Origin of the sequence: Microcoleus sp. N9_A1 (genome assembly GCF_036701795.1) — a bacterium.
GTDB lineage: Bacteria > Cyanobacteriota > Cyanobacteriia > Cyanobacteriales > Microcoleaceae > Microcoleus.
In genome coordinates, this window is sequence record NZ_JAUBRI010000018.1 from 85590 (window position 1) to 111608 (window position 26019).

At 44.5% G+C, this 26019-nt stretch carries 24 protein-coding genes and 1 pseudogene; 9 read left to right on the forward strand and 16 right to left on the reverse strand.

Translation table 11 applies throughout. The features are described 5' to 3' along the window. Positions 1-9: 9 nt before the first annotated feature. The 8 genes from arsS to QUA58_RS11350 form a co-directional block, all read right to left on the reverse strand. Positions 10-996 carry an arsenosugar biosynthesis radical SAM (seleno)protein ArsS gene (gene arsS / locus QUA58_RS11315; RefSeq protein ID WP_333394105.1) on the reverse strand — a complete coding sequence of 329 codons (987 nt, stop codon included), beginning with the start codon at positions 994-996 and terminating at the stop codon, positions 10-12. Positions 997-1294: 298 nt separating this feature from the next. Then, entirely contained in the window at positions 1295-1690 is a 396-nt protein-coding gene (arsC, locus tag QUA58_RS11320; protein WP_006633827.1) for an arsenate reductase, glutathione/glutaredoxin type, read from the reverse strand. 29 nt (positions 1691-1719) lie between these two features. Then, positions 1720-2376, reverse strand: coding sequence for an arsenical resistance protein ArsH (gene arsH, locus QUA58_RS11325; RefSeq protein ID WP_333251160.1), 657 nt, complete (start codon positions 2374-2376; stop codon positions 1720-1722). Between the two features lie 7 nt (positions 2377-2383). Continuing rightward, positions 2384-3088: an MIP/aquaporin family protein gene (locus QUA58_RS11330; RefSeq protein WP_333394107.1), complete on the reverse strand. Its 705-nt coding sequence runs from the start codon at positions 3086-3088 to the stop codon at positions 2384-2386. Between the two features lie 104 nt (positions 3089-3192). Continuing rightward, the gene (locus QUA58_RS11335) at positions 3193-3534 is read right to left on the reverse strand and encodes a metalloregulator ArsR/SmtB family transcription factor (protein ID WP_333251154.1); all 342 of its coding nucleotides are present in this window, start codon (positions 3532-3534) and stop codon (positions 3193-3195) included. Between the two features lie 139 nt (positions 3535-3673). After that, a complete protein-coding gene (locus QUA58_RS11340; RefSeq protein ID WP_333394110.1) occupies positions 3674-4789 on the reverse strand; it encodes an inorganic phosphate transporter in 1116 nt (371 codons plus the stop codon). Between the two features lie 237 nt (positions 4790-5026). Then, positions 5027-5281, reverse strand: coding sequence for a hypothetical protein (locus QUA58_RS11345; RefSeq protein ID WP_333251151.1), 255 nt, complete (start codon positions 5279-5281; stop codon positions 5027-5029). A gap of 177 nt (positions 5282-5458) precedes the next feature. Then, entirely contained in the window at positions 5459-6133 is a 675-nt protein-coding gene (locus tag QUA58_RS11350; RefSeq protein ID WP_333223789.1) for a HEAT repeat domain-containing protein, read from the reverse strand. A 269-nt stretch (positions 6134-6402) separates the two neighbouring features. On the opposite strand from QUA58_RS11350, the gene QUA58_RS11355 reads away from it, so the two are divergent. Then, the gene (locus tag QUA58_RS11355) at positions 6403-8862 is read left to right on the forward strand and encodes a CBS domain-containing protein (RefSeq protein WP_333251149.1); all 2460 of its coding nucleotides are present in this window, start codon (positions 6403-6405) and stop codon (positions 8860-8862) included. Between the two features lie 216 nt (positions 8863-9078). Here QUA58_RS11355 and QUA58_RS11360 read toward each other — a convergent pair whose 3' ends face one another. The 6 genes from QUA58_RS11360 to QUA58_RS11385 all read right to left on the reverse strand — a co-directional run bounded on the left by QUA58_RS11360 (position 9079) and on the right by QUA58_RS11385 (position 16089). Beyond that, positions 9079-11436 carry a polysaccharide biosynthesis tyrosine autokinase gene (locus QUA58_RS11360; RefSeq protein WP_333251147.1) on the reverse strand — a complete coding sequence of 786 codons (2358 nt, stop codon included), beginning with the start codon at positions 11434-11436 and terminating at the stop codon, positions 9079-9081. 1040 nt (positions 11437-12476) lie between these two features. Continuing rightward, complete coding sequence (locus tag QUA58_RS11365) at positions 12477-13907, reverse strand: MFS transporter (RefSeq protein WP_333394113.1); 1431 nt, start codon at positions 13905-13907, stop codon at positions 12477-12479. A 212-nt stretch (positions 13908-14119) separates the two neighbouring features. Next, complete coding sequence (locus QUA58_RS11370; protein ID WP_333309644.1) at positions 14120-14485, reverse strand: Uma2 family endonuclease; 366 nt, start codon at positions 14483-14485, stop codon at positions 14120-14122. Further along, positions 14482-14679 (reverse strand): Uma2 family endonuclease, encoded by a 198-nt coding sequence (locus QUA58_RS11375; protein ID WP_333251137.1) that lies wholly within the window; start codon positions 14677-14679, stop codon positions 14482-14484. The genes QUA58_RS11370 and QUA58_RS11375 overlap by 4 nt, the downstream gene beginning before the upstream one ends. 59 nt (positions 14680-14738) lie before the next feature. Further along, positions 14739-15293, reverse strand: coding sequence for a hypothetical protein (locus QUA58_RS11380; RefSeq protein WP_333394116.1), 555 nt, complete (start codon positions 15291-15293; stop codon positions 14739-14741). Positions 15294-15411: 118 nt separating this feature from the next. Next, positions 15412-16089 (reverse strand): ATP-dependent Zn protease, encoded by a 678-nt coding sequence (locus QUA58_RS11385; RefSeq protein WP_333394118.1) that lies wholly within the window; start codon positions 16087-16089, stop codon positions 15412-15414. Positions 16090-16328: 239 nt separating this feature from the next. On the opposite strand from QUA58_RS11385, the gene rseP reads away from it, so the two are divergent. From rseP to rpsN, 4 genes are all read left to right on the forward strand, one after another. Further along, the gene (rseP, locus tag QUA58_RS11390) at positions 16329-17423 is read left to right on the forward strand and encodes an RIP metalloprotease RseP (protein WP_333251128.1); all 1095 of its coding nucleotides are present in this window, start codon (positions 16329-16331) and stop codon (positions 17421-17423) included. 3 nt (positions 17424-17426) lie between these two features. After that, a complete protein-coding gene (locus QUA58_RS11395) occupies positions 17427-17708 on the forward strand; it encodes a hypothetical protein (protein ID WP_333394120.1) in 282 nt (93 codons plus the stop codon). Between the two features lie 45 nt (positions 17709-17753). Then, positions 17754-18398: an endonuclease III gene (gene nth / locus QUA58_RS11400; protein WP_333251124.1), complete on the forward strand. Its 645-nt coding sequence runs from the start codon at positions 17754-17756 to the stop codon at positions 18396-18398. A 406-nt stretch (positions 18399-18804) separates the two neighbouring features. Beyond that, positions 18805-19107: a 30S ribosomal protein S14 gene (gene rpsN, locus QUA58_RS11405; protein ID WP_006633844.1), complete on the forward strand. Its 303-nt coding sequence runs from the start codon at positions 18805-18807 to the stop codon at positions 19105-19107. A 191-nt stretch (positions 19108-19298) separates the two neighbouring features. Here rpsN and QUA58_RS11410 read toward each other — a convergent pair whose 3' ends face one another. Further along, positions 19299-19628, reverse strand: a complete 330-nt coding sequence (locus tag QUA58_RS11410; protein WP_190740107.1) for a hypothetical protein — start codon at positions 19626-19628, stop codon at positions 19299-19301. 46 nt (positions 19629-19674) lie between these two features. Between QUA58_RS11410 and aat the strand changes: the two genes are divergently transcribed. From aat to leuS, 3 genes are all read left to right on the forward strand, one after another. After that, positions 19675-20271: a leucyl/phenylalanyl-tRNA--protein transferase gene (gene aat / locus QUA58_RS11415; protein ID WP_445243661.1), complete on the forward strand. Its 597-nt coding sequence runs from the start codon at positions 19675-19677 to the stop codon at positions 20269-20271. A gap of 100 nt (positions 20272-20371) precedes the next feature. Next, positions 20372-21052: a Uma2 family endonuclease gene (locus QUA58_RS11420; RefSeq protein ID WP_333394123.1), complete on the forward strand. Its 681-nt coding sequence runs from the start codon at positions 20372-20374 to the stop codon at positions 21050-21052. Between the two features lie 250 nt (positions 21053-21302). Further along, positions 21303-23858 carry a leucine--tRNA ligase gene (gene leuS, locus QUA58_RS11425; RefSeq protein ID WP_333394124.1) on the forward strand — a complete coding sequence of 852 codons (2556 nt, stop codon included), beginning with the start codon at positions 21303-21305 and terminating at the stop codon, positions 23856-23858. An 85-nt stretch (positions 23859-23943) separates the two neighbouring features. On the opposite strand, the pseudogene QUA58_RS11430 reads toward leuS, so the two are convergent. Next, a pseudogene (locus tag QUA58_RS11430) lies at positions 23944-24762 on the reverse strand (helix-turn-helix domain-containing protein). A 170-nt stretch (positions 24763-24932) separates the two neighbouring features. On the opposite strand from QUA58_RS11430, the gene QUA58_RS11435 reads away from it, so the two are divergent. Then, positions 24933-25970 carry a site-specific DNA-methyltransferase gene (locus tag QUA58_RS11435; RefSeq protein WP_333394127.1) on the forward strand — a complete coding sequence of 346 codons (1038 nt, stop codon included), beginning with the start codon at positions 24933-24935 and terminating at the stop codon, positions 25968-25970. Positions 25971-26019 lie beyond the last annotated feature (49 nt).

Sequence of the window (26019 nt, forward strand, 5' to 3'; positions counted from 1 at the left end):
TCCCTTAAATTAAATCAAAGTACCGCCGCAGCTAGAACCGCTACCCGCCGTACAGCCGTAACAATAAGCAGCCGTTTGCACCTCTTGAATCACATCTAAACTGCCAGATTCGAGCAATTTAGCAACAGTTATCTTTTCCCCGCTGCCAGTTTTCGCGGGCAAATTTTCCATTTGGTTAAAATCGCAGTCGTAGACATTGCCCAAATAGTCGATCGACAATTCGTTACGGCACATTAAATGTTCCAGAGTACCGGGATTAAAATTATCCTCCAAAAACCCCAGATAAGGCTTGTGCAGTTTCTTATGTTCCAAATGAAACTTAGTCCGCCCCACCGGCAAATTAGTAATCGCGAACAATTGATTAAAACAAATCCCAAAATGTTCGGCTAAATAAACCTTGTAATCTTCCTCTAACTTGCCTTGTTCAGGCGTTAGCGAAAACTTGTCTGTTGCCGGCACTTGTGGATTGTACACCAAATCTATAATTAAATTTGGGTTTTTCCCGTATCCCAACTGATTTAGCTTTTGCAGCGCCCGAATCGAACTGTCAAAAACACCGCTGCCACGCATTTTGTCCACATTGTCAGCTTGGTAGCAGGGAAGCGACGCCACAATTCTGAGTTGATGCTGCGCGCAATATTCGGGAATATCTTCAAAACCTTTTTCAAAGTAAATCGTCAAATTAGAACGAACAATTACCTCTTTACCGGCCGCCCGGGCTGCTTCCGCTAGCGGTTTAAAACCGTAAAGCATTTCGGGAGCACCGCCGGTGAGGTCAACAGTTTGAATTTGAGGAAAGCGGCGAATGATTTCAATTAATTGGTCGCAAATTTCCGGGGAAAGTTCTTCTGTTCGTGTCGGGCTAGCTTCTACGTGGCAGTGAGTGCAAGCGAGGTTGCAGCGTTTGCCGAGATTAATTTGTAAAACTGTAATCTGCTTTTTAGTTAAAGCTGAGTTGATTTTGCTTTTGAAAGGCGTAACTGCGGTCTGAATCATGTGCTAACCTTTTTGGTCTGTTCTCGCAACGAATGTAGAGGCGTTCCGACAAAACGCCTCTCATAATTTAGCACTAATTTTTTGGATTCGACAGCGACAAATTTTAACTGGTCGCTACAAAGTTAATTGAAACTCACATCTTGCACCATTATTAAAAACAGGCTTTCCGGCCTGTTCCACAGGAGAGGAATTTTGTTGTGGAACAGGCCGGAAAGCCTGTTCACAAAAGGCTTATTGACAATACTGCAAGAGCTGAGTTAAAACCGACAAGGCAAGAATTATAATTTTGGCACTAATCTTACTTTAGAGAGTCCACTAATGTTTCAACTCGTGCTTTAATTTCATCTCGAACGCGGTGAAAAGTTTCGATGGGTTGTCCGTCGGGGTCGTCGAGTTGCCAATCTTCAAACACTTCTCGCAATACCCACGCTTCGGGTAAATTCACGCCGCAGCCGCACAAAGAAATTACTGCATCGTAGTCTTCTGCATTGAATTCGCTTAATGGGTTTGATGTTTGATCGGTGATATCAATGCCGATTTCTGACATAACTTGAATTGCTGTCGGATGAACTCTGCTTGATTCTAACCCGGAACTGGTGACTCCAATCTTGCCGGCTCCGATGGTTTTAGCGAATCCTTCTGCCATTTGCGATCGGCAGGAGTTTCTTTTGCAAACAAACATTACTTTTTTCATGGTTTTGGTTGGTTGTTGGTTGTTAGTTGTTAGTTAGATGTTTCAAGGGCGCGATTTGCTACGTCGATCGCCTCTTTAGTGGCTTGTTCCTTGCGTTCGCTGTAGCGATCGGTCAAATAGTCGGTTTGCTCCCGCAACAGCAAGGTAAACTTGTACAGTTCCTCCATTACGTCGATCGCGCGATCGCGATACGGCGAATCCTTCATCGTCCCATCATCATTAAATTCCTGATAAGCTTTCGCAACCGAAGACTGATTTGGAATCGTAAACATCCGCATCCAGCGGCCCAAAATCCTCAAAGTATTAACAGCATTAAAAGACTGCGAACCACCGCTAACTTGCATCACCGCCAAAGTTCGGCCTTGAGTCGGTCTGACAGCCCCAATACTTAAAGGAATCCAGTCAATTTGGTTTTTCAGAATGCCCGTAATATTGCCGTGCATTTCTGGACTAGACCACACTTGACCCTCCGACCACAGGCTCAATTCCCGCAATTCTTGAACCTTCGGATGCGTATCGGGAACGCTACCGTAAATCGGCAATTCCAGAGGATTAAAAAACCGAATTTCTGCACCGAAACCCTCAATAATTCTCGCCGATTCTTCCGCCAACAAGCGACTGTAAGAACGCTCTCTTAACGAGCCGTATAAAAACAAAATTCTCGGTTTGTGCGTAAAATTTGCCATGATGCTTTCAATTAAAATCCCGAAATCCGTTCGACAGTTCCCGATAAACTGCTACTGCTAATTGCGCTCCCCAAATCGGAGCCATCCAGTAAACCCAATGGTGTTCCCAAACGCCACTAATTAAAGCTGGGCCGAGAGAGCGCGCCGGGTTCATGCTCGCTCCGGTAATCGGCCCCATAAATGCAGCTTCTAAGCCTACAGTTAACCCAATTGCTATCCCGGCAAAGCCGATGTGAGCGCGTCTATCTAGTCCCGAACCGAGGATAACAAACATTAAGATAAAGGTCAAAACAGTTTCTAAAATTAGAGACTGCAACCAGTGACCATTAAGAGGGACAGTTGCACCGAGATTTGCTACTTCACCTAAAGTAATTAGCAGCAGTTGAGAAGCTGCGATTGCACCCGCACACTGCGCTAAAACGTAAGGCAAAACTTTATATTTTGGGAAAAAACCGCTCGCCCAAAACCCTAAAGTTACGGCAGGATTAAAGTGTGCACCGCTGATGTGTCCTAGGGCGTAAATCATCGCAGTTACTACTGCACCAAATACAAAACTGACGCCTAAATGAGTTACGGAACCAGTGCTAGTTTTGTTAACCATCACCGCGCCGGTGCCTGCAAAAACCAAAATAAATGTACCTAAAAATTCGGCGATCGCCTCTCGCCTGCAATCGGGCCGAGCACAACCTAACCTATGACCTGTTGCATCCATCGCTCTCAACTAATTTGTTCCATCCCATCATATCAATAAAATTTGATATGTCAATCCTCAAACAACCCATATCAGTATTTGAGTTATTAATAAATGTTGATGGGTTAACCCGCGTCGGAACAAGGGCGCGCCGGCAGGATCTGGCTGAAGCGGCGGTATTCGGCGAGATACTGTTCGAGGGCGACAAACTGGGTCAAATTGAGGCTGTAGTAAATCCAGCGCCCTTCTTGGCGGCTGCGAACTAAACCGGCTTCTTTTAGGGTTTTGAGGTGGAAAGAGAGTTTAGGCTGAGGGACAGAAAGTCGATCGCACAAATCGCACACGCACAACTCCTGTTCCCGCAGCAACTCCAGAATCTGAATCCGCAGGGGGTCAGAAAGAGCGTGAAAGCCAGCAGCAATCAATTTATCTGCAACAGGTAGCGCGATCGTCGAATTTTTAACCATAAATTACCCTTAAATTTTTATTCAAAAACTCCCGGTGCGATTTCTTGTTTTTACCGTTAGATTTTATCTGGTTATCCTTTGATGACAATCCCCAATCAACGGCGAACTCTTTCTCTTCTAGGACTAACGATTAATTCTTTTACCGATGCAACACCCAGTAAGCGCAGCCGCTGATTGCAGCAGCAATTGGCAATGTCAACATCCATGATAGTAGAATCTGATAGAAAACGCGCACATTAGCTTTTTTTGAAATCAATCCGACACCAAAGATTGAACCTACCGAAACATGAGTAGTAGAAACTGGAAGTCCATAGCGACTGGCAGCAATAACTAAAAATCCCGTCACTAAGTTTGCCACAAGTCCTTGACCAGTATTCATTGCTGTAAGCTTTTTGCTCATTGTTTCAGCCACTTTTCGAGCATTCAACAAACCGCCGATTGCCATTCCCACACCTACTGCTAAACTTCCCCACTGAACTGATATTGATTGGCCGACTAACATGAGTGAAACAATTTTCGGAGTATCGTTCAATCCTCTGGCAAAACTGACTATTCCCGCACTCATAAAATGGCAAACATCTACTAACTTTTGGCTGGAAATTTGTAAGAAATTTCCCAGGTATCTTTGCGTGCATTTATCTAGAGAATCGACGGCGACATCAGCGGTCGTGATGCACTTCAGTATGTTAGTTGCATCGGGCTGGGGAATGGGAATAATCTGTTGAATTGGACCAGCGCAAATACACCATTCTTTGTGGATTCCTAAATAAACTCGCAGGTAGCGAGACAGCGCATAAATTAAAGCTCCTAATGCAATCGCAATCATGGGACTCAGCAACAAAGGCATTAGAAAACTTTTCTGCAATGCTGTAAAATTAACTTGAGTACCAATTGCTACTAAACCTGCACCGACAAGCGCACCTGTAAGACCGTGAGTTGTGGAAATAGGGAATCCAGTTAAGGTAGCAAGAATAACGGTTAAACCCGCAGCGATCGCGACTGCCAAATGAAAATCTGTGCCATTGGCGATCGCGTCTGGAACTAGCCCTTTTCCCGAAAAGCTTTTTACCAGAGTTTCTGCTATAAAAATAGAAAATACTGAACCTGCAAAAGTTGTGAGCGTCGCCCAACCAATTGCTGTTTTATAGTTCGTCGTCTGACTCCCAAACAGTGTCGCCACGCCTTTAAAATTATCATTAGCACCATTGCAGTATGCTAAAAAAAACGTGGCGACAAATAGTGCAATAAGTAACATTCTCTTACTCAGAATCAGTGGGGTTTATTTAAAACTGTTTTTGGCCCGGGCCGCTACAGCACCGAATTTGATTGTATAGACACAGTTGCATCAAATAAAATAATAAAAATATTAAGATTTCTTTGGGTAGTAGGCGAGCGATCGCGTCTTAATTTCGCGCAAGCAACATGGGCGCGATATTGAACGATACTATAATTAAGGCTCGGCGATCGCGGACGGTACGCTCAACCCACCCATTCACTTAGGATTCTCTACCCTTGCCGGCACATCAGTGAGTCCCGTCTTCTGCATCAGCGAAATCACCCCTATAGATAGAATTCCCCCAACAATTGCCCCAACAACTACCAGGATGATAAAGACTTTTTGCAGAGTTTTTTTAGTTGCCGGGTGGTACTGTCTCGGCAATGCTTCACCTTGCTCGTCAACTTCTTGCTCCAAGGGGTCTAGCGGATTGGAGGGATTTGAGTTAAAGGGATTGGGCGCTTGATTCATGGTTAGTTTGGGTTAAAGGAGATCGACAACTATTTTAACTTACGATTTAGCCTCGCAGCTTAAATAATACATTCTGGTTTTACTGAATACTCTATAAATTTTATTAAGATTGCTAAAATACGGATTAACCCGGTTTATTGAATAAACCGGGTTTTTCAACATACTAAAAGTTTTATGTCACGCTTCTGCTTTTGACAGGCGATCAAGAGAAATTGTTGCCGCCTGAGATACTTGAGAATTACTATCTTTTTCTAAGTATTTCAAAGCCGAAACGCTCTTAACACTCGGCAAATTGCCCAAAGCTTCCGCCAGCCTCTGGCGGATCAGCCAATCTTCCGACTGAGCAAAATTGAGGATGCGATCGATCGCCCCAATATCTTTAATTTCCCCCAAAGCCGAAATTGCCGCCTGCTGGATCACCACTTGCTCGCTGTCGAGAGCTTTCAGCAGCACATCGCGAGCCCGAGGATCTTTGAGATTCCCCAGAGAAACAGCAGCACTGAAGCGCACCAGCCATTGAGTATCTTCGTAAAAAGCCCGCACCAAAGCCTCAAAAGCTCTGATATCTTCCAGATAGCCCAAAGCACCCGCAGCGTCAGCGCGAATGCCGTAATCCGGGTCAGTTTCTAACAATTTGACTAGAATAGGATAGCACTCTGCTGTCGGTTTCACCCCGAGAGCAAACACAGCCATCGATCGCACCTGCAAACTTTCGTCGTTCAACACCTTTTTAATCAAAGGCACCGCCTCTGCAGCAGGCACATTCCGCAAGTTGGCCAAAGCCACCATTCGATCGGCGGAATTTTGGCTTTCTAACTTGGCTGCAATTTGCTCTAAGCTTAAAGTTGTCATTATCGGTAAATCTTGTAGTAAAACTTTACATTCGGGTTATTTTGATTATAGGAGAGTCTCAGGGGAAAAGCAGGCAGTAAAAACCGCCCTGCGTATTTGAGATGAGTAAGATTGCGGATAAGTGAGACGATTAATCTAAAGCTCAGATTGCGTGGAAATAATCAATGAGAAAGTTTATTATTTAAATCCCAAGCACAGGCGAGGTGTTTCTGCCGTTCCCTAAGGCTTTGCCCGATAGTTAGCCGCCCTCTGACAACCTGCAATCAACTATGCCGTTTTACCACCCGCCCTTTTACTCCTCAGCCTTAGAACAAGCGATCGATCGCTACCCCCTCACTGCCGGGCCAGAAACTTCCTTAGCAGTGGCGATCGCCCTGATGAGTCAGTTGCAAAACAGTTGTCCCCTAGTCAAAACACCTGTACCCTCAGACCGGGGAGCGATAACCGAAACATCCGCGCCGGAAAAGGTGCGGGCCCGCTGTGTGTTCGTCGTGCAGAACCAGCAGACTATTACCACAGGCAACTTATCCGACAACCCCAGCCGCGGACTGTTAATCGGCCTATTAACACCCGCCGACCTAGTGAGACTGATAGCTTCTGGCACAATAGACAGCCAGCACAAAGTAGCCCTGCACAAAATACCAATTTCCGAAGTGATGTCCCCGGTGTCGGTCTCCCTCACAGAATCCGATGACCAAGACGTGTTTACCGCTTTATCCTTATTTCGCCAGCACAAGATTCGCTATTTGCCGATCGTCAATCAATTTCGCCACTTGGTAGGAGTGCTGACGCGGGAAAGAATTCGCCAAGTATTGCAGCCTTCAAACATTCTTAAATTGCGGCGGGTAGCAGAATTAATGACTACGCCAATTACAGCGCCTCACACCGCCTCGCTGCTGAGGATAACCGAACTGATGTCAGAGCATCAAGTCAGTTGCGTAGTGATTACAAAAAACAAAGAATTAACAATGGAGAAGCCCAAAGATGACTATACCTCCATTTTTCACTATTCCTTTCACCAACCCCTGGGAATTATTACCGAATATGACCTTGTGCAGGCACAGTTTCTCGAACTAAATTTCGAGCAAACCCCAGCTCAAAAAGTCATGAGAACTCCCTTGCAATTTCTTCAACCTTCCGATTCCCTATGGACGGCGCACAAAGAAATGGAGCAGCAACAAGTGCAGCGGTTGGTCGTGTGCGGGGGACGCGGAGAACTGTTGGGAATTATTACTCAAACCAGCTTGCTCAGAGTCCTCGACCCCACCGAAATGTACCGAGTTGTCAAACAGTTGCAGCAGTCGGTTTATCAATTGCAAGCCGAAAAAGTAGAACTGCTGCAAAGCCGCAACGCCAAACTAGAACAGCAGGTGCGGGAACGGACGGCAAAACTCCATGAACAATTGCAGCGCGATCGTCTGTTAACTCACATTTCCTTGCGGATTCACCAATCCTTAAACCTCGAAGAAATTCTCCACGCCAGCGTCGATGAAGTCCGCCAAGTTTTGCAAGCTGACCGAGTAGCAATCCTGCATTTAGAGTCCAGCAATTACGGCATTGTAGTGGCAGAATCCGTTGCCGAAAATTGGCCTTCAATCTTGGGAGAAATCATGCCCGATAATATTTGGCAAGAATCTGCTTCGGTGATCGAACAGGAAATTTATGCCGTCCCTGACATTGACCAAGCCAGTTTGAGCGCCGAAAAATATGCCCGGTTCCAGCAATCGCAAATCAAAGCTTATTTGATTGTACCAATTTTGCAAGACGGCAATTTGTGGGGAATGATGTGTGTCCATCAGTGTTCCCAATCCCGTCAGTGGCAACCTTCGGAAGTGGATCTGCTGCTGCAACTGGCAACTCAAATCGCGATCGCCATTCAGCAAGCCCAACTCTATCAGCAAGTCCAAAATCTCAACACCGACCTCGAACGCCAAGTCCAAGAACGCACCGCCGAATTACAGCAAAAAGTTCACGAACTCCAGCATTTAAACGTCCTCAAAGATGAATTTCTCAGCACCGTTTCTCACGAACTGCGGACGCCTTTAGCTAATATAAAAATGGCTATTCATATGCTGAGAATTTCTCCCACACTCGATCGACGCCAGATTTACCTAGAAATTTTAGAAACAGAATGTACTAGAGAAACAGATTTGATTAATGCTTTGCTAGATTTGCAGCGGCTCGAAGCCGCAACTTGTCCGATCGACCTCGAACCAGTAAACTTAGAAGTCTGGCTGCCTACTATTATCGACCCGTTTTACACCCGGGCCCACGACCGCCACCAGGATTTGCGAGTAGAGTGCGATCGGCACCTCCCCACGATCAGTTCCAACCGCGCTAGTTTGGGACGAATTTTAGCCGAACTCCTCAACAATGCCTGCAAATATACGGCTAATGACGGCGAAATTTCTCTGAAAGTCAAGTGCAAAAACGGAGACGACGAACAAGGAGGACAAAGGACAAATTCGCGACAAGCAAGTGCTGTGGCTTCAGAAATCCAATTTACACTCAGCAATCAATCGTCCATTTCCATAGAGGAATTGCCTCGAATTTTTGAGAAATTTTATCGAGTTCCCAACGCCGATCCTTGGAAACAAGGAGGTACAGGTTTGGGTTTAGCTTTGGTTCAAAAACTTGTCGAACAGTTGCAGGGAAAAATTGAGGTTGAAAGCAGGAATGGCTGGACTAATTTTATCGTCACATTTCCTACCAACCCGGATGGAAATTAGTCGGCCATCAGTCAATTTTAGATTTTAGATTTTAGACTTCGGCCTAAGAGGTTCGGCGAGCGCGAGCGTCAAGTCGCGCTCAGTCGAACGATTTTAGATTTTAGATTTACTCCACAGACAAATCTGGGAGCTTGAACAAGAGTCTAAAATTTTGGGAGTTCCATGACTGCTGTCGGGGGCTTGTATCCTTTTTTTGGGGGTCAGCTTTTTTGGGTGTCACTCTTTTTTAGGAGCTAGTTTGCGGATAGGAGACGGTGCTGGTGCCAAATTCAAATATTCATCTTTATCTTCAACAACTGAGGCTCTAGATGCTGGATACTTCTTGCGTTTAGAGGCATGATTCGCAACTGTGCCCAAGCATGGTATGCCAAAATTTTCTAATTGACTGAAAACTTTTTGGACTACAGAAAATGGGACTTGGTGAATTGCTACAACCATCAGTATGCCATCGGTGCGCGCCGCTAAAAAATTCGCATCTTTACTATCCGCCAGCGGCGGCGTATCGTAGATAACTAAGTCAAATTTTGCCTGAAGTTCTTCCATTAAATACTGCATCTGAGATGATGCCAGCCGTCTGGCAGTACCAGGCTCCGGGAGACCGGCAGTTAATACAAAAAGATTATCTGCTAGATGCGATCGTTGGATAATTTCATTGGGTTCGTTTTTATGGTCGAGCAAGTGGCTCAATCCCTTGACATTAGGCAGTTCCAACAGCAAGTGCAGGCTGGGCGAATGCAAATTCGCGTCTACTAACAGCACTCGCTGACCCGCCAGCGCTGCCACGTGAGCTAAGTTTAAAGCAACGGTAGATTTGCCTTCGCCAACTGTAGCCGAACCAATTGCCAAAGAGCTAATCGTTCGATTTGAAGAAAGAAAGCGGATATTAGTATAAAGAGAGTCAAAAGCTTCTATAAATTCCGCAGCATTTTTCTTATTACCCTTTTTTCCTTCAAGATAAGCATAGGCATTCGCAATAGAAGGCGGCAATTTTCTAGCATTTTTGTCAAGAGGAATTGCTCCCAATAAAGGCACTTCAACCGCATCTTTAACGTCATCAGCACAGTAGAAAATATTGCGAAACTTTTCAATGAGGATAGCCGATCCCAGACCCAACACGAGCGCCCCAATAACTGCCATTAAAAATTTGTTTTTATTTTTCGTGGCAACTGGAAGCAGCTCGCCCTTCTCATCTCGCGGTATCCGTGGTTCCGAAATTATTTCCCAAGGTACTTGGCTTTGAGCTGCTTGGACGCGCAGATTTTCCCGCTGGCTTAAAAGTTGATCGCGGGTGCGGGCGGCTACTTCTAATTGCTGTTGCAGTTCGTTGTAGCGGCGGGCTATGGTGGGGAATTCTGTTGCTTGTCGGTTTAAATTATTTTTAGTTTGGCTGATTGCCTGACGGCGAGCTTCTAAGACTTCAACTTGGTTAGCAGTATCAACCAATTGTTTAATCAAGCCTATGCGAATAGAATTTTGAAAATTCTGAACTTTAGAATTAGCTTGGGTGCCTACTAAATTTTGCCCCAAAATTCGAGCAGTTTGCTGGTTGAGCAAAGCTACTAAATTTGCCCGCTTGCGCTCTAAAGCTTCCACTATAGGGTTAGCAGATTTAAAACGAGCTGTTTCTACAGCAATCTGACCTTCTACTTCCTTAACCTTGGTCAGCAACTCTTTATATTGAGGTTCTTCGCTTAAAGCGGAAGCAGCAATAGCTTCATTGGGTGTAAAATCTAATTGTTTTTGCAAGTTAGCGTACAGCGTTTTCTGTTCTTGCAGTAGCCTTTGAGTTTCTAACTCTAAAGTTTCTACGGTGCGAACTTGCGCGATCAATTGCGCGCCTTGTTCTTGAGGATCGGTAATCTGTTGCTGCTGCTGTATCACCTGTAACTCCGACTTCAGGTCATTTACGCGCTTGTTGAGTCCCGGAAGCTGGTCTTCAATAAATTTAACACCTTCACCAATCCTAGTCTTGCGTTCATCAAGACTGTACTTTAAATATTTCTTTTTAGTTTCTTGTAAAACGAACTCAACTAATTTAGGATCATTCCCCATGAAGCGAACTTCCAAAATTTTAGTCAGCGTCCTCTCATCTTCTCCCAGTCGCATAACCACTAATTCTTTTTGAAGAATTTTCTCGGTAACTGTTGGATATCGTTTTTGGACTTGTTTAACAATAGCCGACAGCATCTGAGGACTCTGGAGAATTTGAAGTTGAGTTGCGTAGTCCAAACTAAAAAAATCTCTACTAGGTACTCCTCCCCCCTCGCCGCGATTGGCTAGGGCAGCGGGGTCAGCAATTCTTGCCTCCGTTGTCACTGGTTCCACTAGCATCCGAAAATCGCCTTGATATGTTTTCTGGCCTCCCTTGATCTGATAAGCAACTCCACCACCTACTATACCTATAATCCCAATAATGATGAGGGCTTGTCGCTGAAAAGTCCTCAACAACGGCTTTAGATTCAATCCTTTCTGAGGCTGCGCGCTTAACTCTTCTCCCTCGTCAACGGAAAATTGCTGCACCTGTCGGCTCTGGTTGCTAATGGGTACGATATGAGCGTCCTGTTCTCTTTCCATGTTGACCTCTTGGATATTTTGTGGGTAAAATCAGCTTTCTTCTGCAAGCCTTCGGGTTGATACTTTGAGCATTGGCTTAAGGATATCACACGAAATTATTGGTTGGTCGAGCCCACTTCCTTCTAATAGTTCTCACTACTTTCACATAGTATACAAAAATAACTAAATCCCTATGCTATGCCGGCGGCAAAAGTTCTTTTACAACTGCTGGAGAGTTATATCAGGCTGCATTTGGCTCTGCTGCGTTGTGCTTGTATTTAGGGTTTCCGGGCGACGAAGCAAACTTTTTCAGGTGTCGCTCAGCTTCGCGACAGGGGGTTCAATAACTTTACCAAACTTTTACAATTGACCGTAACACCTCAGCCGCCGCTTGCGCTGGTATTGGTTTGTCCTCTATACCATTTTTCGGTTCGCAGTCCACGGCAGAAGCACTTGTTAACTTACGCGCTAACTGACCGGCTAAAAAGTTTTGCATTTCCCATGTAGATATAATTAGCCACATTCAGCAGATTTTTGGGAACGGCAACTAATCGAATCAATTTCCTAGAAAAATCTGTTTCTTCTTTTAATTATAAGCTTTTTGAGGAGCTGGATGACTGATTAAGTTTATATACTTAATTGACAGCTGCGATTATATCACTAACTCATCTCTATAGTGCGCGAAAGACATAAAATTTAATAATTTGTGTTTTCAGGCTCGATCGACATCTCGAACAACTCAAGCCTTGTGGGTTTTTCTACCGGGGCGGATGGCGCTGGGCGATTTATGCTTTTTCGTAAAAAACTAGGTTTCTGCGTTCCGGGGCTATTACTAAAACTATCGCTTTGATTCGCCCTCGGAGCAAGTTATAGCAATCCTTTCGGGAAACGCGCAACGGGCTTTTTTTTGAATTAACCGATGCAATAAGAAGATGACACATTGTCAAAGAAAAAAAAGAGTTTGCACAGGATGGGAGGATTGCTATTGATCACGCTCTGATTAGCTATCGGTAGTTGTTAGTTTTTGATTTTACTAATTACCAACTACTCCTTATTAGCGATTACTGATTTTGTGCTTTTCTTTCTCGAAGTTTCAACAATATTTCTGCATGAACTTCGCGGGTTATAGGATAAAAATATGTAAGAATCATGCCAGCAATTAAAGCAATTGTGGGCAGTGGCCCGATCGCAACTCTAATCGCAAACAGTGCAGAATCTGGCTGTACGGGTGCCGGCTGTCCCGGAACTGTAGATAGAAATCCAGCTCTTTCTAATGCTTGACCTACCAACCACAAACCCCCTGCCAATCCGATTTTTTGCAGCAGTACCATAAACGAATAGAAAACGCCTTCGCGTCTTTCTCCTGTTTGCAGTTCGTCTAGTTCGATCACATCCGGTATCATCGACCAAGGTATTAGATAAGCAGTGGAAACTCCGACACCTGCCATGACTGCTAATAAGTACATCTGCAATACTTGTCCTGGTTGGAGGAAAAACAGTCCAGCTTGGGCAATAATCCACAAACTCATGCCCATAAAATATACGGCTTTTTTGCCGTATCTCTCGCTGAGTTTACTCCAAACAAATAGCATGATTAATGCAGTGCCTTGAACTGCGATCGCCACCAAGCTAAAAACGTACTGGGGCTGTTGCATCCAGTTAACAACAAAGTAGGGAATAATAGTAGCCGTCAACTGCACTCCCAGCCAAGAAAAAAGATAAATTCCAATGACGTACAAAAAAGGGCGATTGCTAAATGCAATCTGCAACTGTTCTTTTAGTGGCAAGGATGTAGAATTATCTAGTTCGCCGTTTTCTAATAGTTGGGCTGCGACGTGCTTGCGAGTTCCCAAAACGCACCAGTACAAAGGCAAGACAGAGATAACTGCACAGATTGCACCTAATACTAAATATTGTTGATTCGGGTCCTTTTCAAATACACGAAAGATAATTAGAGCTAAGATTAATGAAAAGATGCTGCCACCAATGGAGAAAGCAAAGCGAAAACTATTAAGGCTAGTGCGTTCGTTGTAGTCTTGAGTAAGTTCTGGAGTCAGGGCAGTGTAGGGAAGATTGACAGCCGTGTAGGCGGTGTTGAACAAAATGCTGATCGCAACATAGTACCAAAATAACACTGTGTGATTCGTGCTAGGTACAATCCACTGCAATAAGAAGAATATGCCGAAGGGAATGCCACCATATATTATCCAAGGATATCGGCGGCCCCAAGGGTGAGAAGTGCGATCGCTCAATACCCCCACAATCGGGTCATTTATGGCATCCCAAACCTTGCCAACTACCAAAATATTGCTGGCTAAGCCGGCAGGTAAACCAGCGACATTGGTAAAGAAAACTAGGAGGTAAAATGCCAAAACATTAGCGGTAATTGCCGGGCCGAGGTCGCCGGCACCGTAAGCTAATTTTGTCGAGAGGCTAAGTTTTTGTGTTGCGGGGTTGTTGGCGGCTGGTTGAGGCCCGGAAGTGTTGCTCATAAACTTTGATTTCGGGGTTATTTTGCAGGTGGGGGCTTTGTAGTAGGAGTATAACTCGCGCTAGACCCGAATACGCAATTTTTTGTAGCGATCGGGATTATTCTGAAGAATTGATAATTGGTAATTGATAATTGGTAATTTATAGGTTGGTGGGGGCAGGTTTACGAGATTATTGGTTTTAGGCAATTATTTTTGGTAAAACCTGCCCCTACTTAAGGAAACAGTTGCGAAATCTGAACTTCTATTTCTGGAAATGCCAGCATTGACAAAAAAATATCTTCATTAAATACTGTTTCTGATCGGTAGTTTGCCTCGCCCGGTTCGCGAAAAACATAAACTTGCCGCGTGTTAACATCAAGTATCCAATAATCAGTAATTCCCGCTTTAGCATAAGCCGATGCTTTCCGCTTGCGGTCTGTTTCTAAGGTCGTGTCAGCTATTTCTACTAATAACAAAATATTGTCGGGCGCGGGATGAAAATCTTGGTAAAGCCGAGGGTCGATTTGCACGCTCAGCAATATCCGGTTCTGGTTCTGAATTATAACGAAAGAGCGATCGGGTATTGAATGCGAATTCAAGCAAGTCCTGCCAGCAGACTTCTGAGATAGTAGGCTGCACAGAGGTTAGTTGCTGCGTGGGGAGGATTTTTTGCACTCATTGAAATAATTTGCCCGTCAATTAATTCGACTCGTTCATCGGGATTGAGAATGCCAGTTTCGGTCAGGCGGCGGTATTCGTCTACAGTCCACAAGCGTAAATCTGTTACAGTCATGGCACAATTTCCTTTGGCGATATTATCTATTATCGATTCACATTCTAGTTTTTCTTAAATTACTGGGTCAACAATCTAGATTTTGTTGTAATTGCTCCCACACACCACAAAATGGCATTGACAATTTCCGATCGCTGAATATCTTCTGTGTATAAAAAACTTGCAAACTCTTCCTCAATATTCAAATGGTCTGCAAAATCATAAAGTATGCGCTTGTATTCCGTTGGCATCGGTATTAAAGTAGCTTTCACTAAATCGAAAAGCGCGTTCAAACAATTGAGGATAGTAGCTGACTCGTCAAAATCTTCGGCATCGAGCAAGTACAGCGTTTCTGCAATGTCGCAAATAGCGTCTATTTGTGTGGGTGGGTTTCCCAGTTCGCTGACATCGATATTGCACAATTGGAGAGCGTTAATCGCTAGTTCTGGACGGGTAAAAAATACAAGTTGACCGCCGGCTACTAAGGGCGGCTCTTGTTCTCCATAGACAATTAGAGTATATAGATTTGGTATTTCGGTGCCGGGGTCGATCCGGAAACCGAACAGCCACAACAATTTTTCTGTATTGGGGTTCGCTGTTTGCAGTGTTGTTGGGAAATTTTTTGGTTCTGACATGAATTTTTAATCCCTATAATACGCTCTTAAACTCGGTTTCTACGCATTTTTTTGGTTGGATGGAGAAATCTACAGAGAAACCTGGTTTATAAGGCAAGAGTGCGTAATCTTTTTTATCCTATAAATTCTGCTGGATTATGTCGCAGCATTCGGCAACTGTTGCTCTTTTTTCCATTGCTGCTACTAGGGCTTCGTAAGCTGATTTGTGGCTTTCGATCAGGTTTTTTGCTCGCAGCAAACCCCAGTTTTGTTTGAGTTGAATCTCGGAACAGGGACGGCGCAGTTGTGTTAAAATTGCGCTAATTTTGGTGCGGTCTTCTGCTCCTCCTTCTGCACTGCCGTAAACAAATTTTTCGGCGACTATTCCGGCCATCCACACGGTGCAGTATTGGTCTAAAAGTTGGGCGGAAAGTGTGCCGCTTTGGAGTTGAGATGCTAATTGTTCGTCTTCAAATCGGACGCCGCCTTGGGCTGTTTGACCTTGTTTAAATGCTTCCCAAGCGTTGAGGGCGTAGCTGGTTACGGGAATTCCCAATAGGTGGGCAACTAGGAAGTGTCCGGCTTCGTGGTGAAGGATACGATCGCGCTTTTGTTTGGAAGTTCCTCCCAGCCAATCTAATAAAATAGTACCGCCTTGACCTTGCCACTGGAAACTGTCAAGGGTGGCTAGCCCCAACAGGAAAAAAGTGGCGATCGCAGGTACGGCTTCTGGCAAGTTGAATAGGGGCCCCAACAATATTGAAACGGTGATGGCAAAGATAGAAATAGCGATAATATTCAAAGAAGTGTCTTTCATAATTGGGAATTGGTAATCGGGAATTTGTAATAGGGAATTGGTAATGGGAATGGGTTTTAGAGGTAAACTCAGGTACGATCGCGCGATCGGTTTGGCAGCGTCGGGTCGATCGCAGCGCCCGGACTTCCGACAAAAACACCATCTTCCAGTTTGACTGAAAATTGCCGCTCCGAAGCCACCGATATTAAAAAGACATTAAAATAAATCAAAGTCCAGTAAAAGTGTTAGTGGAATCCTTCATGTCAGTTTTGGCAGCGATCGCAGTTTTAGGTATCTTGATTGTCGTTCACGAACTCGGCCACTTCTTGGCGGCGAGACTTCAACACATCCACGTCAACCGTTTCTCCATCGGTTTCGGGCCCATCCTCTGGAAGTACCAAGGCCCGGAAACTGAATACGCCCTCCGCGCCTTTCCCCTGGGAGGTTTCGTGGGTTTCCCGGACGACGATCCAGACAGTACAATTCCCCCAAATGACCCGAATTTGCTCAAAAATCGCCCCGTGCTCGATCGGGCGATCGTCATTAGTGCAGGGGTAATTGCCAACTTGATTTTTGCTTACTTCCTGCTGGTGGTGCAATTGGGTACTGTCGGCGCTGCAGAAATGAACTACCTACCGGGAGTTAAAGTCCCGGAAGTCGCCGCAGAAGTCAGTTCGGCGGCGAAACAAGCCGGAATTCGATCGGGCGACGTTGTTCTTTCTGTTGACGGCAAGGAATTGGGCGCTTCCCGCGAAGCAATCAAATTATTGGTCACAGCAATCCAAGATCATCCCAACCAACCCCTAGCGTTGGAAATTCAGCGCCAAGAACAAAAATTTGTGGTGACAGTAACTCCTGAACTGTCGCCCGACGGCAAAGGTCGCATTGGCGTGCAACTAACTTCTAACGGCACTGTCGTGCGGCAGAGGGCCGGATTTGTAGAGGCGTTTAGCAAGGCCGCCAAAGAATTTGAGCGGATTGTGGTGCTGACGGTTCAAGGTTTCGGGCAGTTACTTAGCAATTTCAGCCAGACTGCCGACAAGTTGTCCGGGCCTGTGGCGATTGTGGCGATTGGTGCAGGGATTGCGCGATCGGATGCTGCGAGTTTGTTTCAGTATGCGGTGTTAATTAGCATCAATTTGGCTGTGATTAATATCTTGCCTTTACCTGCTTTGGACGGCGGTCAGCTAGCTTTTCTATTGATAGAAGGACTGCGGGGCAAGCCTCTACCAAACCGCATTCAGGAAAATGTCATGCAGACTGGTTTGGTGTTGTTGCTGGGTTTGGGAATTTTCTTGATTATTCGCGATACTGCTAATTTGACTGGGTTTGATTTGCGAAATTTCATGCAATAGTAAATGAAGGCAGAGGGAAGAAGGAAGTTCGGCAACGGATTCTGTAACGGATGTAACGGATGTAACGGATTTCAGGAAGAAGGAAGTTCGGCAACGGATTCTGTAACGGATGTAACGGATGTAACGGATGTAACGGATTTCAGGAAGAAGGAAGAAGGAAGAATTATCCCTACTTTTCCCTTTTCCTATTTTCCTGTTTTTCCCTCTCCTTTTTTTCCTCCGCCAGCGAGGCAGATCCTCTGGTTATGGGTTCCCCGGTCGTGCCTGGAAGTTAAAAACAAATAACAAATGACTAATGACTACTGACTAATGACTAATGACTACTGACTAATGACTAAAAAGTTAAGTTTAAAACAACGATCGCTCGAAATTCTGATTCGCCTCAAACGCCTCTATCCAGAAGCTCCTTGCACTCTCAACTACGAAACTCCCGTGCAGTTGCTGGTGGCGACGATTCTCTCGGCTCAGTGTACGGACGATCGCGTAAATCTGGTAACGCCGGCTTTGTTTGAGCGTTTTCCCGATGCGGTTGCTTTGGGAAATGCTGATTTAGAAGAATTGGAACGTCTCGTGCGATCGACTGGTTTCTATCGCAATAAGTCTAAAAATATTAAAGGTGCTTGTTGGGCGATCGTCAATAAATTTAACAATCAAGTGCCGCAGCGGATGGAACTGCTGCTAGAATTGCCCGGAGTTGCCCGCAAAACAGCTAATGTCGTTCTCGCTCACGCTTTTGGTATTAATATGGGCGTGACGGTAGACACTCACGTCAAACGTTTGACTCAACGCTTGGGATTGACCGAACATACCGATCCTACACGGATCGAACGGGATTTGATGATATTGTTGCCGCAGCCGGATTGGGAAAATTGGTCGATTCGGTTGGTTTATCACGGCAGGGCGGTTTGTAATGCCAGAAATCCGGCTTGCAATATTTGCGAACTTGCAGATTTGTGCCCTTCTGCTAATAGTTAGGTATTGCACAAATGTTAAGTACAGGCAAGATGCCTGTACCACAAAAAAATGAGTTATTGCAGATTTGTGCCCTTCTACTAATAGTTAGGTGTTGCACAAATGTTAAGTACAGGCAAGATGCCTGTACCACACAAATGTTGAATAATTGTGGAACAGGCATCTTGCCTGTTGCCAAAAATGTTGAATAATTGTGGAACAGGCATCTTGCCTGTTACTAAAAATCTGGAGTTATGGTGGAAAAGGCATCTTGCCTGTTACTAAAAATCTGGAGTTATGGTGGAAAAGGCATCTTGCCGGTTGCTAAAAATCTTGTTAAGAAAAAAAGTAATTCAAATAAAAGCGATCCGAAATGACCAAAATATAGTAAAATAGTAGATTGTGATTTATCTAAGGATATCAACAGATTATGGCTAAGAAGAGCATGGTCGAGCGCGAGAAAAAGCGCCAGAGACTCGTAGACAAGTACGCCGACAAGCGGGAAGACCTGAAAGACCAGTTTGACCAAGCTAACAATCAGATGGACAAAATGGCGATTCACCGCCAACTACAACAGCTACCCCGCAGCAGTTCGCGGACTCGCTTGCGGAACCGCTGCTGGGCAACTGGACGGCCCAGAGGTTACTATCGTGACTTCGGACTGTCTCGCAACATGATGCGAGAAATGGCTCACGAAGGTCTTTTGCCCGGTGTTGTGAAGTCTAGCTGGTAGCACGAGAAAGAAGGAAGTTCGGCAACGGATTCTGTAACGGATGTAACGGATGTAACGGATGTAACAGATGTAACGGATGTCAGGAAGAAGGAAGGAAGGAAGAAGAAAAAAACTCACAATTAATCGGCAGGATTAGGTTTGGGGTTGATTTTTGTTTCAGACTTATGAGTTAAATTTTCCTCCTTCTTGCTTCACTGGCCACAGCATTTATCGATGCCGAGACTTTCGAGTAACAAGTCGCTGACGGCATTGGCGATCGCAAATTCGCCGTAGAAGCTTTTAGAAAAATCATAGGCCTGCATTTCGGTGACGATCGCAATTACGAGGCTGCCCACGTCATTTTCGCCTTCCATACGCTGGCGGACATAGATTTGGGCAGCCCTTTTAGCTATTTGCTGGTTGGCTGCTTCTGGGATAAACTCGGAGTCTAGCCATGCCAGCAGCGTTTGTTGAAGCCATTGGCCTTCTTGCTCAGGGTTTTTGGCGGGCGGTAAGGTAATAGGTTCGATGGTTTCAGACATGATTATTCCTAATTGCTAATGTTGACTTTGAAAAGTTAACTGACAAATGACAACTGATAAATATATGCAATATGATATACCGACAATTATACAAGGATATGCACAAGGCTACTTCTTGATGGCAAATGACGGCGAGGAAAGTTTGGGGTGGTATTCGAGCCGGCAGCGGGCGCTGATTCCCCTAGATGAAAGATTTACCTATCCGAAATCCCTGCGTCGCCAAATCAATCAAAATCGATTTTCGGTGGCTGTGAACCGCGATTTTGGGGCGGTGGTTGAGGGTTGTGCCGATCGCGAAACGACTTGGATTTCTAAGGAGCTCAAGCAGATTTACTGGGGTTTGTATGAGGCCGGTTGGGCTTACAGCTTCGAGACTTGGTGCGGCGACGAATTGGCGGGCGGTATTCTCGGATTGTCGATCGGCGGTGCGTTTATTGGGGAGTCGATGTTTTACCGAATTCCCGAGGGTTCTAAGGTGGCGATGGTGAAGCTGGTGGAGAGATTGCGCGATCGATCTTATCTGATGTTCGACGCTCAAATGAACAATCCGCACTTGGAAAGATTCGGAGCTTATACTATTAAGGAAAAACAGTACAACACTTTTTTGCAAGCAGCTTTGAAGCGCCGCTGTTCGCTATTGTGAACATTCTTGTCAGGCAAATAACACTGCCGCATTCTGACCCGATATACCTACTTCAAATAATAGTATAATCAAGCATAGATACTTCTCGGAGACAACCACAATGCAAGTCACAACCGAAGAAATCATTTATCCATCCAGCGACGGTCAACCAATGGCAGAAAGTACAATTCAATACAAATTAATTGTCACCATCAAAGAAGGTTGCGAATCGCTGTTTCAAGATGACCCCAACGTGTTTGTAGCAGCCGATTTACTCTGGTATCCGGTTGAGAGAAGAAATGACATTTCTCAAGCACCAGATACGATGGTAATATTTGGTAGACCAAAAGGCGAGCGCCGTTCCTACCTACAATTTGGCGAAGATAATATCCCTCCCCAAGTCGTCTTTGAGATTCGCTCCCACAACGACAGCAACACAAAAATACACAAAAAACTTTCATTTTACAATCGCTATGGAGTTGAGGAATATTACCTTTACGACCCCGAAATAAATGAGTTGGCAGGTTGGCAAAGAATTGAAGGAACCTTAGAACCAATTGAACCAATGGAGGGATGGATAAGTCCGAGACTGGGAGTGCGGTTTGAGTTACCAGAATCAGGGTTAGAAATTTATAAACCTGATGGAGAAAAGTTTCTTTCCCCTTCCGAAATAAATGCAGAGCGACTACTAGAGCGAGAACGTGCCGAAGAAGCCTCGCAGCGCGCCGAACAAGCCTCGCAGCGGGCCGAACGTTTAGCCGCCAAACTGCGCGAATTAAACATCGACCCAGATAGCATATAAGCCCAAACAACGAGTAGAAACCCGGTTTTTTAAAGAAATCGGGTTGCTGCAGATTGCAGTTATTTACTTTTTTCAGGGCGAACGGGGAGATTTGGTCGATCGCCCCCCAGCTCAAATTACCTATACTACAATATATAATACATATATTTGAGCCAAAATCCTTGGAGCTCAGAAAAATCCGAATCGAAGCCCCTTGAATGTGCCAAAATGTTCAAGCAAACATTAGTAAATCCTACACGGAGCAATTGTTGTGGATTCCAGATATAACCCCCAATCCATAGAAGAAAAATGGCAGCAGACATGGGCTGAGCAAAACTTAGACCAGATGCCAGAAGATACCCAAAAGCCTAAATTTTATGCCTTATCCATGTTCCCCTACCCGTCGGGAAACCTGCACATGGGACACGTCCGCAACTACACAATCATCGATGTAATTGCCAGACTCAAGCGGATGCAAGGCTATCGCGTACTCAATCCAATGGGATGGGACGCTTTTGGTTTGCCCGCAGAAAATGCCGCCATCGAGCGCGGAATTCCCCCCGCACAATGGACTTATCAAAACATTGCCCAAATGAAAGGCTTATTTCGCCGTCTGGGTATTTCTTTCGACTGGACAAAAGAAGTTACAACTTGTTCTCCTGATTATTATCGGTGGACTCAATGGATTTTCTTGCAATTTTTAGAAGCAGGATTAGCTTATCAAAAAGAAGCCGCAGTTAATTGGGACCCCATAGACCAAACAGTCTTAGCAAACGAACAAGTAGATAACGAAGGTCGTTCCTGGCGTTCCGGTGCCAAAGTCGAGCGCAAATTATTGCGGCAGTGGTTCCTCAAAATTACCGATTACGCTGAACAGTTATTAAACGACTTAGACAAATTGCCAAATTGGCCAGAAAGAGTCAAATTAATGCAAGCCAACTGGATCGGCAAATCAGTCGGCGCTTACTTAGAATTTCCGATTGTCGGAATGGATGAAAAAATCCCCGTTTTCACCACACGTCCCGATACAGTTTACGGCGTTAGTTACCTTGTTTTAGCGCCGGAACATCCATTAACTAATCGCGTTACTACACCAGACAGAAAAGCAGCCGTCGAAACCTTTGTTAAAGAAGTTGCACTGCAAAGCGAGATCGATCGCACAGCCGAAGATAAACCAAAGCGCGGCATCCCCACAGGCGGCAAAGCAATCAATCCTTTCAACGGCGAAGAAATCCCCATTTGGATTGCCGATTATGTGCTGTACGAATACGGCACCGGCGCAGTTATGGGAGTACCAGCCCACGACACGCGAGATTTCAAATTTGCCAATCAATATCAACTGCCAATTAAAGTAGTAATTGTCGCAGATGATGAAGTTCCGCTGACGGAAGCTTACACCGAACCAGGAATTATGATTAATTCCGAAAGCTTCAACGGCATGGATTCAATTAAAGGCAAAGCAGCAATAATTAAAGCTGCCGAAAATTCAGGTTGTGGCAAAGCGCGAGTGCAATATCGCTTGAGAGATTGGCTAATTTCTCGCCAGCGTTATTGGGGCGCTCCGATTCCGGTAATTCACTGTCCTAATTGCGGAACAGTCCCAGTTCCGCAATCTGATTTACCCGTATTGTTGCCGGAAAATGTACAATTTACTGGTAAAGGTTCGCCCTTGGGAAAGATGCCAGAATGGGTAAACGTTCCTTGTCCAAGTTGCGGGACTCCGGCGCAGCGGGAAACGGATACGATGGATACTTTTATGGATTCATCGTGGTATTTTTTGCGCTATCCTGATGCTCAAAATCAAGAGCAAGTCTTTGATTCTGCGAAGACGAATGATTGGATGCCAGTTGACCAATATGTCGGCGGGATCGAGCACGCAATCCTCCATTTATTGTATTCGCGGTTCTTTACTAAGGTTTTGCGCGATCGGGGTTTAATCAATTGCGATGAACCATTTAAACGCCTATTAACTCAAGGCATGGTGCAAGCAAAAGCCTACAAAAATCCTGTGACTGGCAAATACGTTGCTGCATCAGATGTAGACCAGGAAAATCCTAAAGATCCGCAAACTGGCGAAGCTTTGGAAGTCTTCTACGAGAAAATGTCCAAATCCAAATACAATGGCGTTGACCCCTTGGAAGTTATGGGCAAATATGGGGTAGATACGGCGCGAATGTTTATTTTATTCAAAGCGCCGCCAGAGAAGGATTTGGAGTGGGATGACGCTGATGTGGAAGGGCAATTTCGCTTTTTAAATCGCGTTTGGCGATTGGTGACAGAGTTTGGTTCACCCCCCGCTGCCCCCCCTTGCGAAGGGGGAGAGGAAGAGGTTTTAAGTAAACCTGAGAAGGATTTGCGGCGGGCGATTCACACTGCCATTAAGGAAGTGAGCGAAGATTTGGATGGCGATTATCAGTTCAATACTGCTGTTTCTGAAATGATGAAACTCAGCAATGCTTTGCATGATGCTAAATGTAAAGATTCGCCAATTTATGCAGAAGGAATCAACACTTTGATTCGCTTGTTAGCGCCTTTTGCGCCGCATATTGCTGATGAATTATGGCATAATACTGGTAACAGTGAATCGGTGCATACGCAAACTTGGCTGAGTGTGGATGCTTCTGCATTAGTTACCGATGAAATTACGCTGGTAATTCAAGTTATGGGCAAGACTCGTGGCACAATTCAAGTGCCTTCAGGTGCTGATAAAGCTGCTTTGGAAAAGTTTGCTCGCGAGTCGGAAGTAGCCAAGCGTCACCTGGAAGGTAAGGAGATTAAAAAGGTAATTGTGGTGCCGGGAAAGTTGGTTAATTTCGTGGTTATTTGAGTGTAAAAGTCTGTACTTGTCAGTCATATATCACTGCTACGCTACACAAATACAACCTAATCTTCTTTAAGGATTGACAGGGCAACTATTCTTTACTGCGAGAGTAGACAAGTTGCCCTTTTCTAACTAAGTTTAAGGGAATTTTAGGATTGTTTAGCGGTTCGTTTCTTAGCCTCACCTTTTCTTCCCATTCTTTAAATTTAGGTTCCAGCATTTCAGGTGTAAGTTTATAAATCTCTTTGAGAGTTATGCCTTCATACAGTCCAATATACCAACCTTCAACTCTGCGATATTTGTTAAGTATAATTTCATTCAAATGATGGTGAGTAGTGACCCCACCGCTTCTATTGAGAGCAATATTTCTTGTTTTAAGTTCGTATTCTTTTCCTTCAGCATCAATAGCATCGTTTCCTTCTCGTCCAGGCGATATCCGCAGCCCTAAAAGGATTAATAACTGTAAAGTCTATCCCCCGTTATCTTGAAAAATATCCGCAATACCATATTCACTAGCCATATTTTGCAATTCTTGGATGCTTTTCATCGCATCTTCTAGCCGTTTAGCATCTGAACTGCGTTCGTTTTCTGTAGTAATAGGCTCTTCAACCGGCTCCACTACCGAAGGAGAAACTGGCTCAGCTATCAGGGTATTAAGGATAGCCGTACTTTCACCGCTTTGGCTAAAACTTAATAAATAACTAGCTGGTACGTCTAGAGCTTCAGCGAGATTCAGAATGACTTCAAAGGATGGCGATCTTTCACCCCGCTCCAATAAACTGATATAGTCAGTAGTCTTATCTGCGAGTTCTGCTAACTCCTCCTGTGTCATCCTTTTTTCTCGGCGCAACTGACTTACTTTGGCCGCAAACAGTTGTCTAGCTTCCTTGTAATTCATACCCTTTACCATTTACAAAAACGTACTGACAGTTCGATTTTTGAATGGTACGAAGAATTTACATTTTAAAGAAGGTACTGAGAGTACGGGTTTACTCGTACTTTCAGTACGAGTTAAGCTAGAATGACCATAAAATCGATCGCACTCTGTATTTTGTAACTTGCAATAATGTTCAATTAGATATGAGTAATATTTTGCCCGCCCCAGTTTATAGCACCAAGTACGGTCAAGCTTATCTGGGAGATTCTTTTCATCTGCTCAATTCTCTTGCTAGTAATTCTGTTGATTTGGTGATGACATCCCCTCCTTTTGCACTACAACGTAAAAAAAGTTATGGAAATGAAGACCAAGACTTATATGTTGACTGGTTACTGGGATTTGCACCGGAAATTAAAAGAGTTCTCAAGGACACGGGAAGTTTTGTGATAGACCTTGGCGGTGCTTATCAAAAAGGGATACCCGTAAGGTCGCTGTATAATTACCGCGTGCTTATTAGGTTATGCGACGAGTATGGATTTAAACTTGCTCAAGAGTTTTTCTGGTTTAATCCTTCAAAACTTCCATCTCCTATAGAGTGGGTGAATAAACGGAAAATTCGGGCAAAAGACTCTGTTAATCCTGTTTGGTGGCTTTCCAAAACGAATCAGCCTCAAGCAAATATTACTAAAGTTAAAGTAGAGTATTCTGAGAGAATGAAAAAACTCTTGAAAAATGCTGATGAATTTTATACTCCCAAGGAACGTCCTTCCGGTCATCAGATTAGCGATAAATTTGCCAAAGATAATGGAGGTGCTCTGCCATCTAATTTGCTAGAATATTCTAATGCGGATAGTAATTCTCAATACCTGCGCTTATGCAAAGAGATTAATGTTAAGGTGCATCCGGCACGTTTCCCCAAAAAATTACCGTCATTCTTTATCAATTTTCTTACTGAACCGGGAGATTTAGTAGTAGATATTTTTTCTGGTTCTAATACGACTGGTCACGCAGCAGAAGAACTATCAAGAAAGTGGATTAGTTTTGAACTAGAAAAACAATATATTGCTGCCTCAACCTTGAGATTTTTACCTCAAGAATGCTTTGACAAAGCCGATGAAATATATAACAAGCTTTTGACAGAGGAACCATCGGGATTTATATTACCTCAGAGTCTGCTACTGTTTGATATCAATAATTGTAATTGCTCAACCCCCTTGACAAGAAGACAAGATAGACATTAGATAAAGGAATGGAAAAACTCCCCGACCTAAAACAGCTATCGAACGAGGC

What these genes read in the sequence shown, in the direction of transcription:
- aat (WP_445243661.1), top strand. Translation starts at nt 19,675, where the DNA reads ATGACAACTGATAAATATATGCAATATGATATACCGACAATTATACAA.
- QUA58_RS11380 (WP_333394116.1), bottom strand. Translation starts at nt 15,293, where the DNA reads ATGTCAGAACCAAAAAATTTCCCAACAACACTGCAAACAGCGAACCCC.
- QUA58_RS11435 (WP_333394127.1), top strand. Translation starts at nt 24,933, where the DNA reads ATGAGTAATATTTTGCCCGCCCCAGTTTATAGCACCAAGTACGGTCAA.
- arsC (WP_006633827.1), bottom strand. Translation starts at nt 1,690, where the DNA reads ATGAAAAAAGTAATGTTTGTTTGCAAAAGAAACTCCTGCCGATCGCAA.
- rseP (WP_333251128.1), top strand. Translation starts at nt 16,329, where the DNA reads ATGTCAGTTTTGGCAGCGATCGCAGTTTTAGGTATCTTGATTGTCGTT.
- QUA58_RS11395 (WP_333394120.1), top strand. Translation starts at nt 17,427, where the DNA reads ATGAAGGCAGAGGGAAGAAGGAAGTTCGGCAACGGATTCTGTAACGGA.
- QUA58_RS11410 (WP_190740107.1), bottom strand. Translation starts at nt 19,628, where the DNA reads ATGTCTGAAACCATCGAACCTATTACCTTACCGCCCGCCAAAAACCCT.
- arsS (WP_333394105.1), bottom strand. Translation starts at nt 996, where the DNA reads ATGATTCAGACCGCAGTTACGCCTTTCAAAAGCAAAATCAACTCAGCT.
- QUA58_RS11330 (WP_333394107.1), bottom strand. Translation starts at nt 3,088, where the DNA reads ATGGATGCAACAGGTCATAGGTTAGGTTGTGCTCGGCCCGATTGCAGG.
- QUA58_RS11360 (WP_333251147.1), bottom strand. Translation starts at nt 11,436, where the DNA reads ATGGAAAGAGAACAGGACGCTCATATCGTACCCATTAGCAACCAGAGC.
- arsH (WP_333251160.1), bottom strand. Translation starts at nt 2,376, where the DNA reads ATGGCAAATTTTACGCACAAACCGAGAATTTTGTTTTTATACGGCTCG.
- QUA58_RS11340 (WP_333394110.1), bottom strand. Translation starts at nt 4,789, where the DNA reads ATGTTACTTATTGCACTATTTGTCGCCACGTTTTTTTTAGCATACTGC.
- rpsN (WP_006633844.1), top strand. Translation starts at nt 18,805, where the DNA reads ATGGCTAAGAAGAGCATGGTCGAGCGCGAGAAAAAGCGCCAGAGACTC.
- QUA58_RS11345 (WP_333251151.1), bottom strand. Translation starts at nt 5,281, where the DNA reads ATGAATCAAGCGCCCAATCCCTTTAACTCAAATCCCTCCAATCCGCTA.
- QUA58_RS11385 (WP_333394118.1), bottom strand. Translation starts at nt 16,089, where the DNA reads ATGAAAGACACTTCTTTGAATATTATCGCTATTTCTATCTTTGCCATC.
- QUA58_RS11335 (WP_333251154.1), bottom strand. Translation starts at nt 3,534, where the DNA reads ATGGTTAAAAATTCGACGATCGCGCTACCTGTTGCAGATAAATTGATT.
- QUA58_RS11350 (WP_333223789.1), bottom strand. Translation starts at nt 6,133, where the DNA reads ATGACAACTTTAAGCTTAGAGCAAATTGCAGCCAAGTTAGAAAGCCAA.
- QUA58_RS11375 (WP_333251137.1), bottom strand. Translation starts at nt 14,679, where the DNA reads ATGACTGTAACAGATTTACGCTTGTGGACTGTAGACGAATACCGCCGC.
- QUA58_RS11355 (WP_333251149.1), top strand. Translation starts at nt 6,403, where the DNA reads ATGCCGTTTTACCACCCGCCCTTTTACTCCTCAGCCTTAGAACAAGCG.
- QUA58_RS11420 (WP_333394123.1), top strand. Translation starts at nt 20,372, where the DNA reads ATGCAAGTCACAACCGAAGAAATCATTTATCCATCCAGCGACGGTCAA.
- QUA58_RS11365 (WP_333394113.1), bottom strand. Translation starts at nt 13,907, where the DNA reads ATGAGCAACACTTCCGGGCCTCAACCAGCCGCCAACAACCCCGCAACA.
- nth (WP_333251124.1), top strand. Translation starts at nt 17,754, where the DNA reads ATGACTAAAAAGTTAAGTTTAAAACAACGATCGCTCGAAATTCTGATT.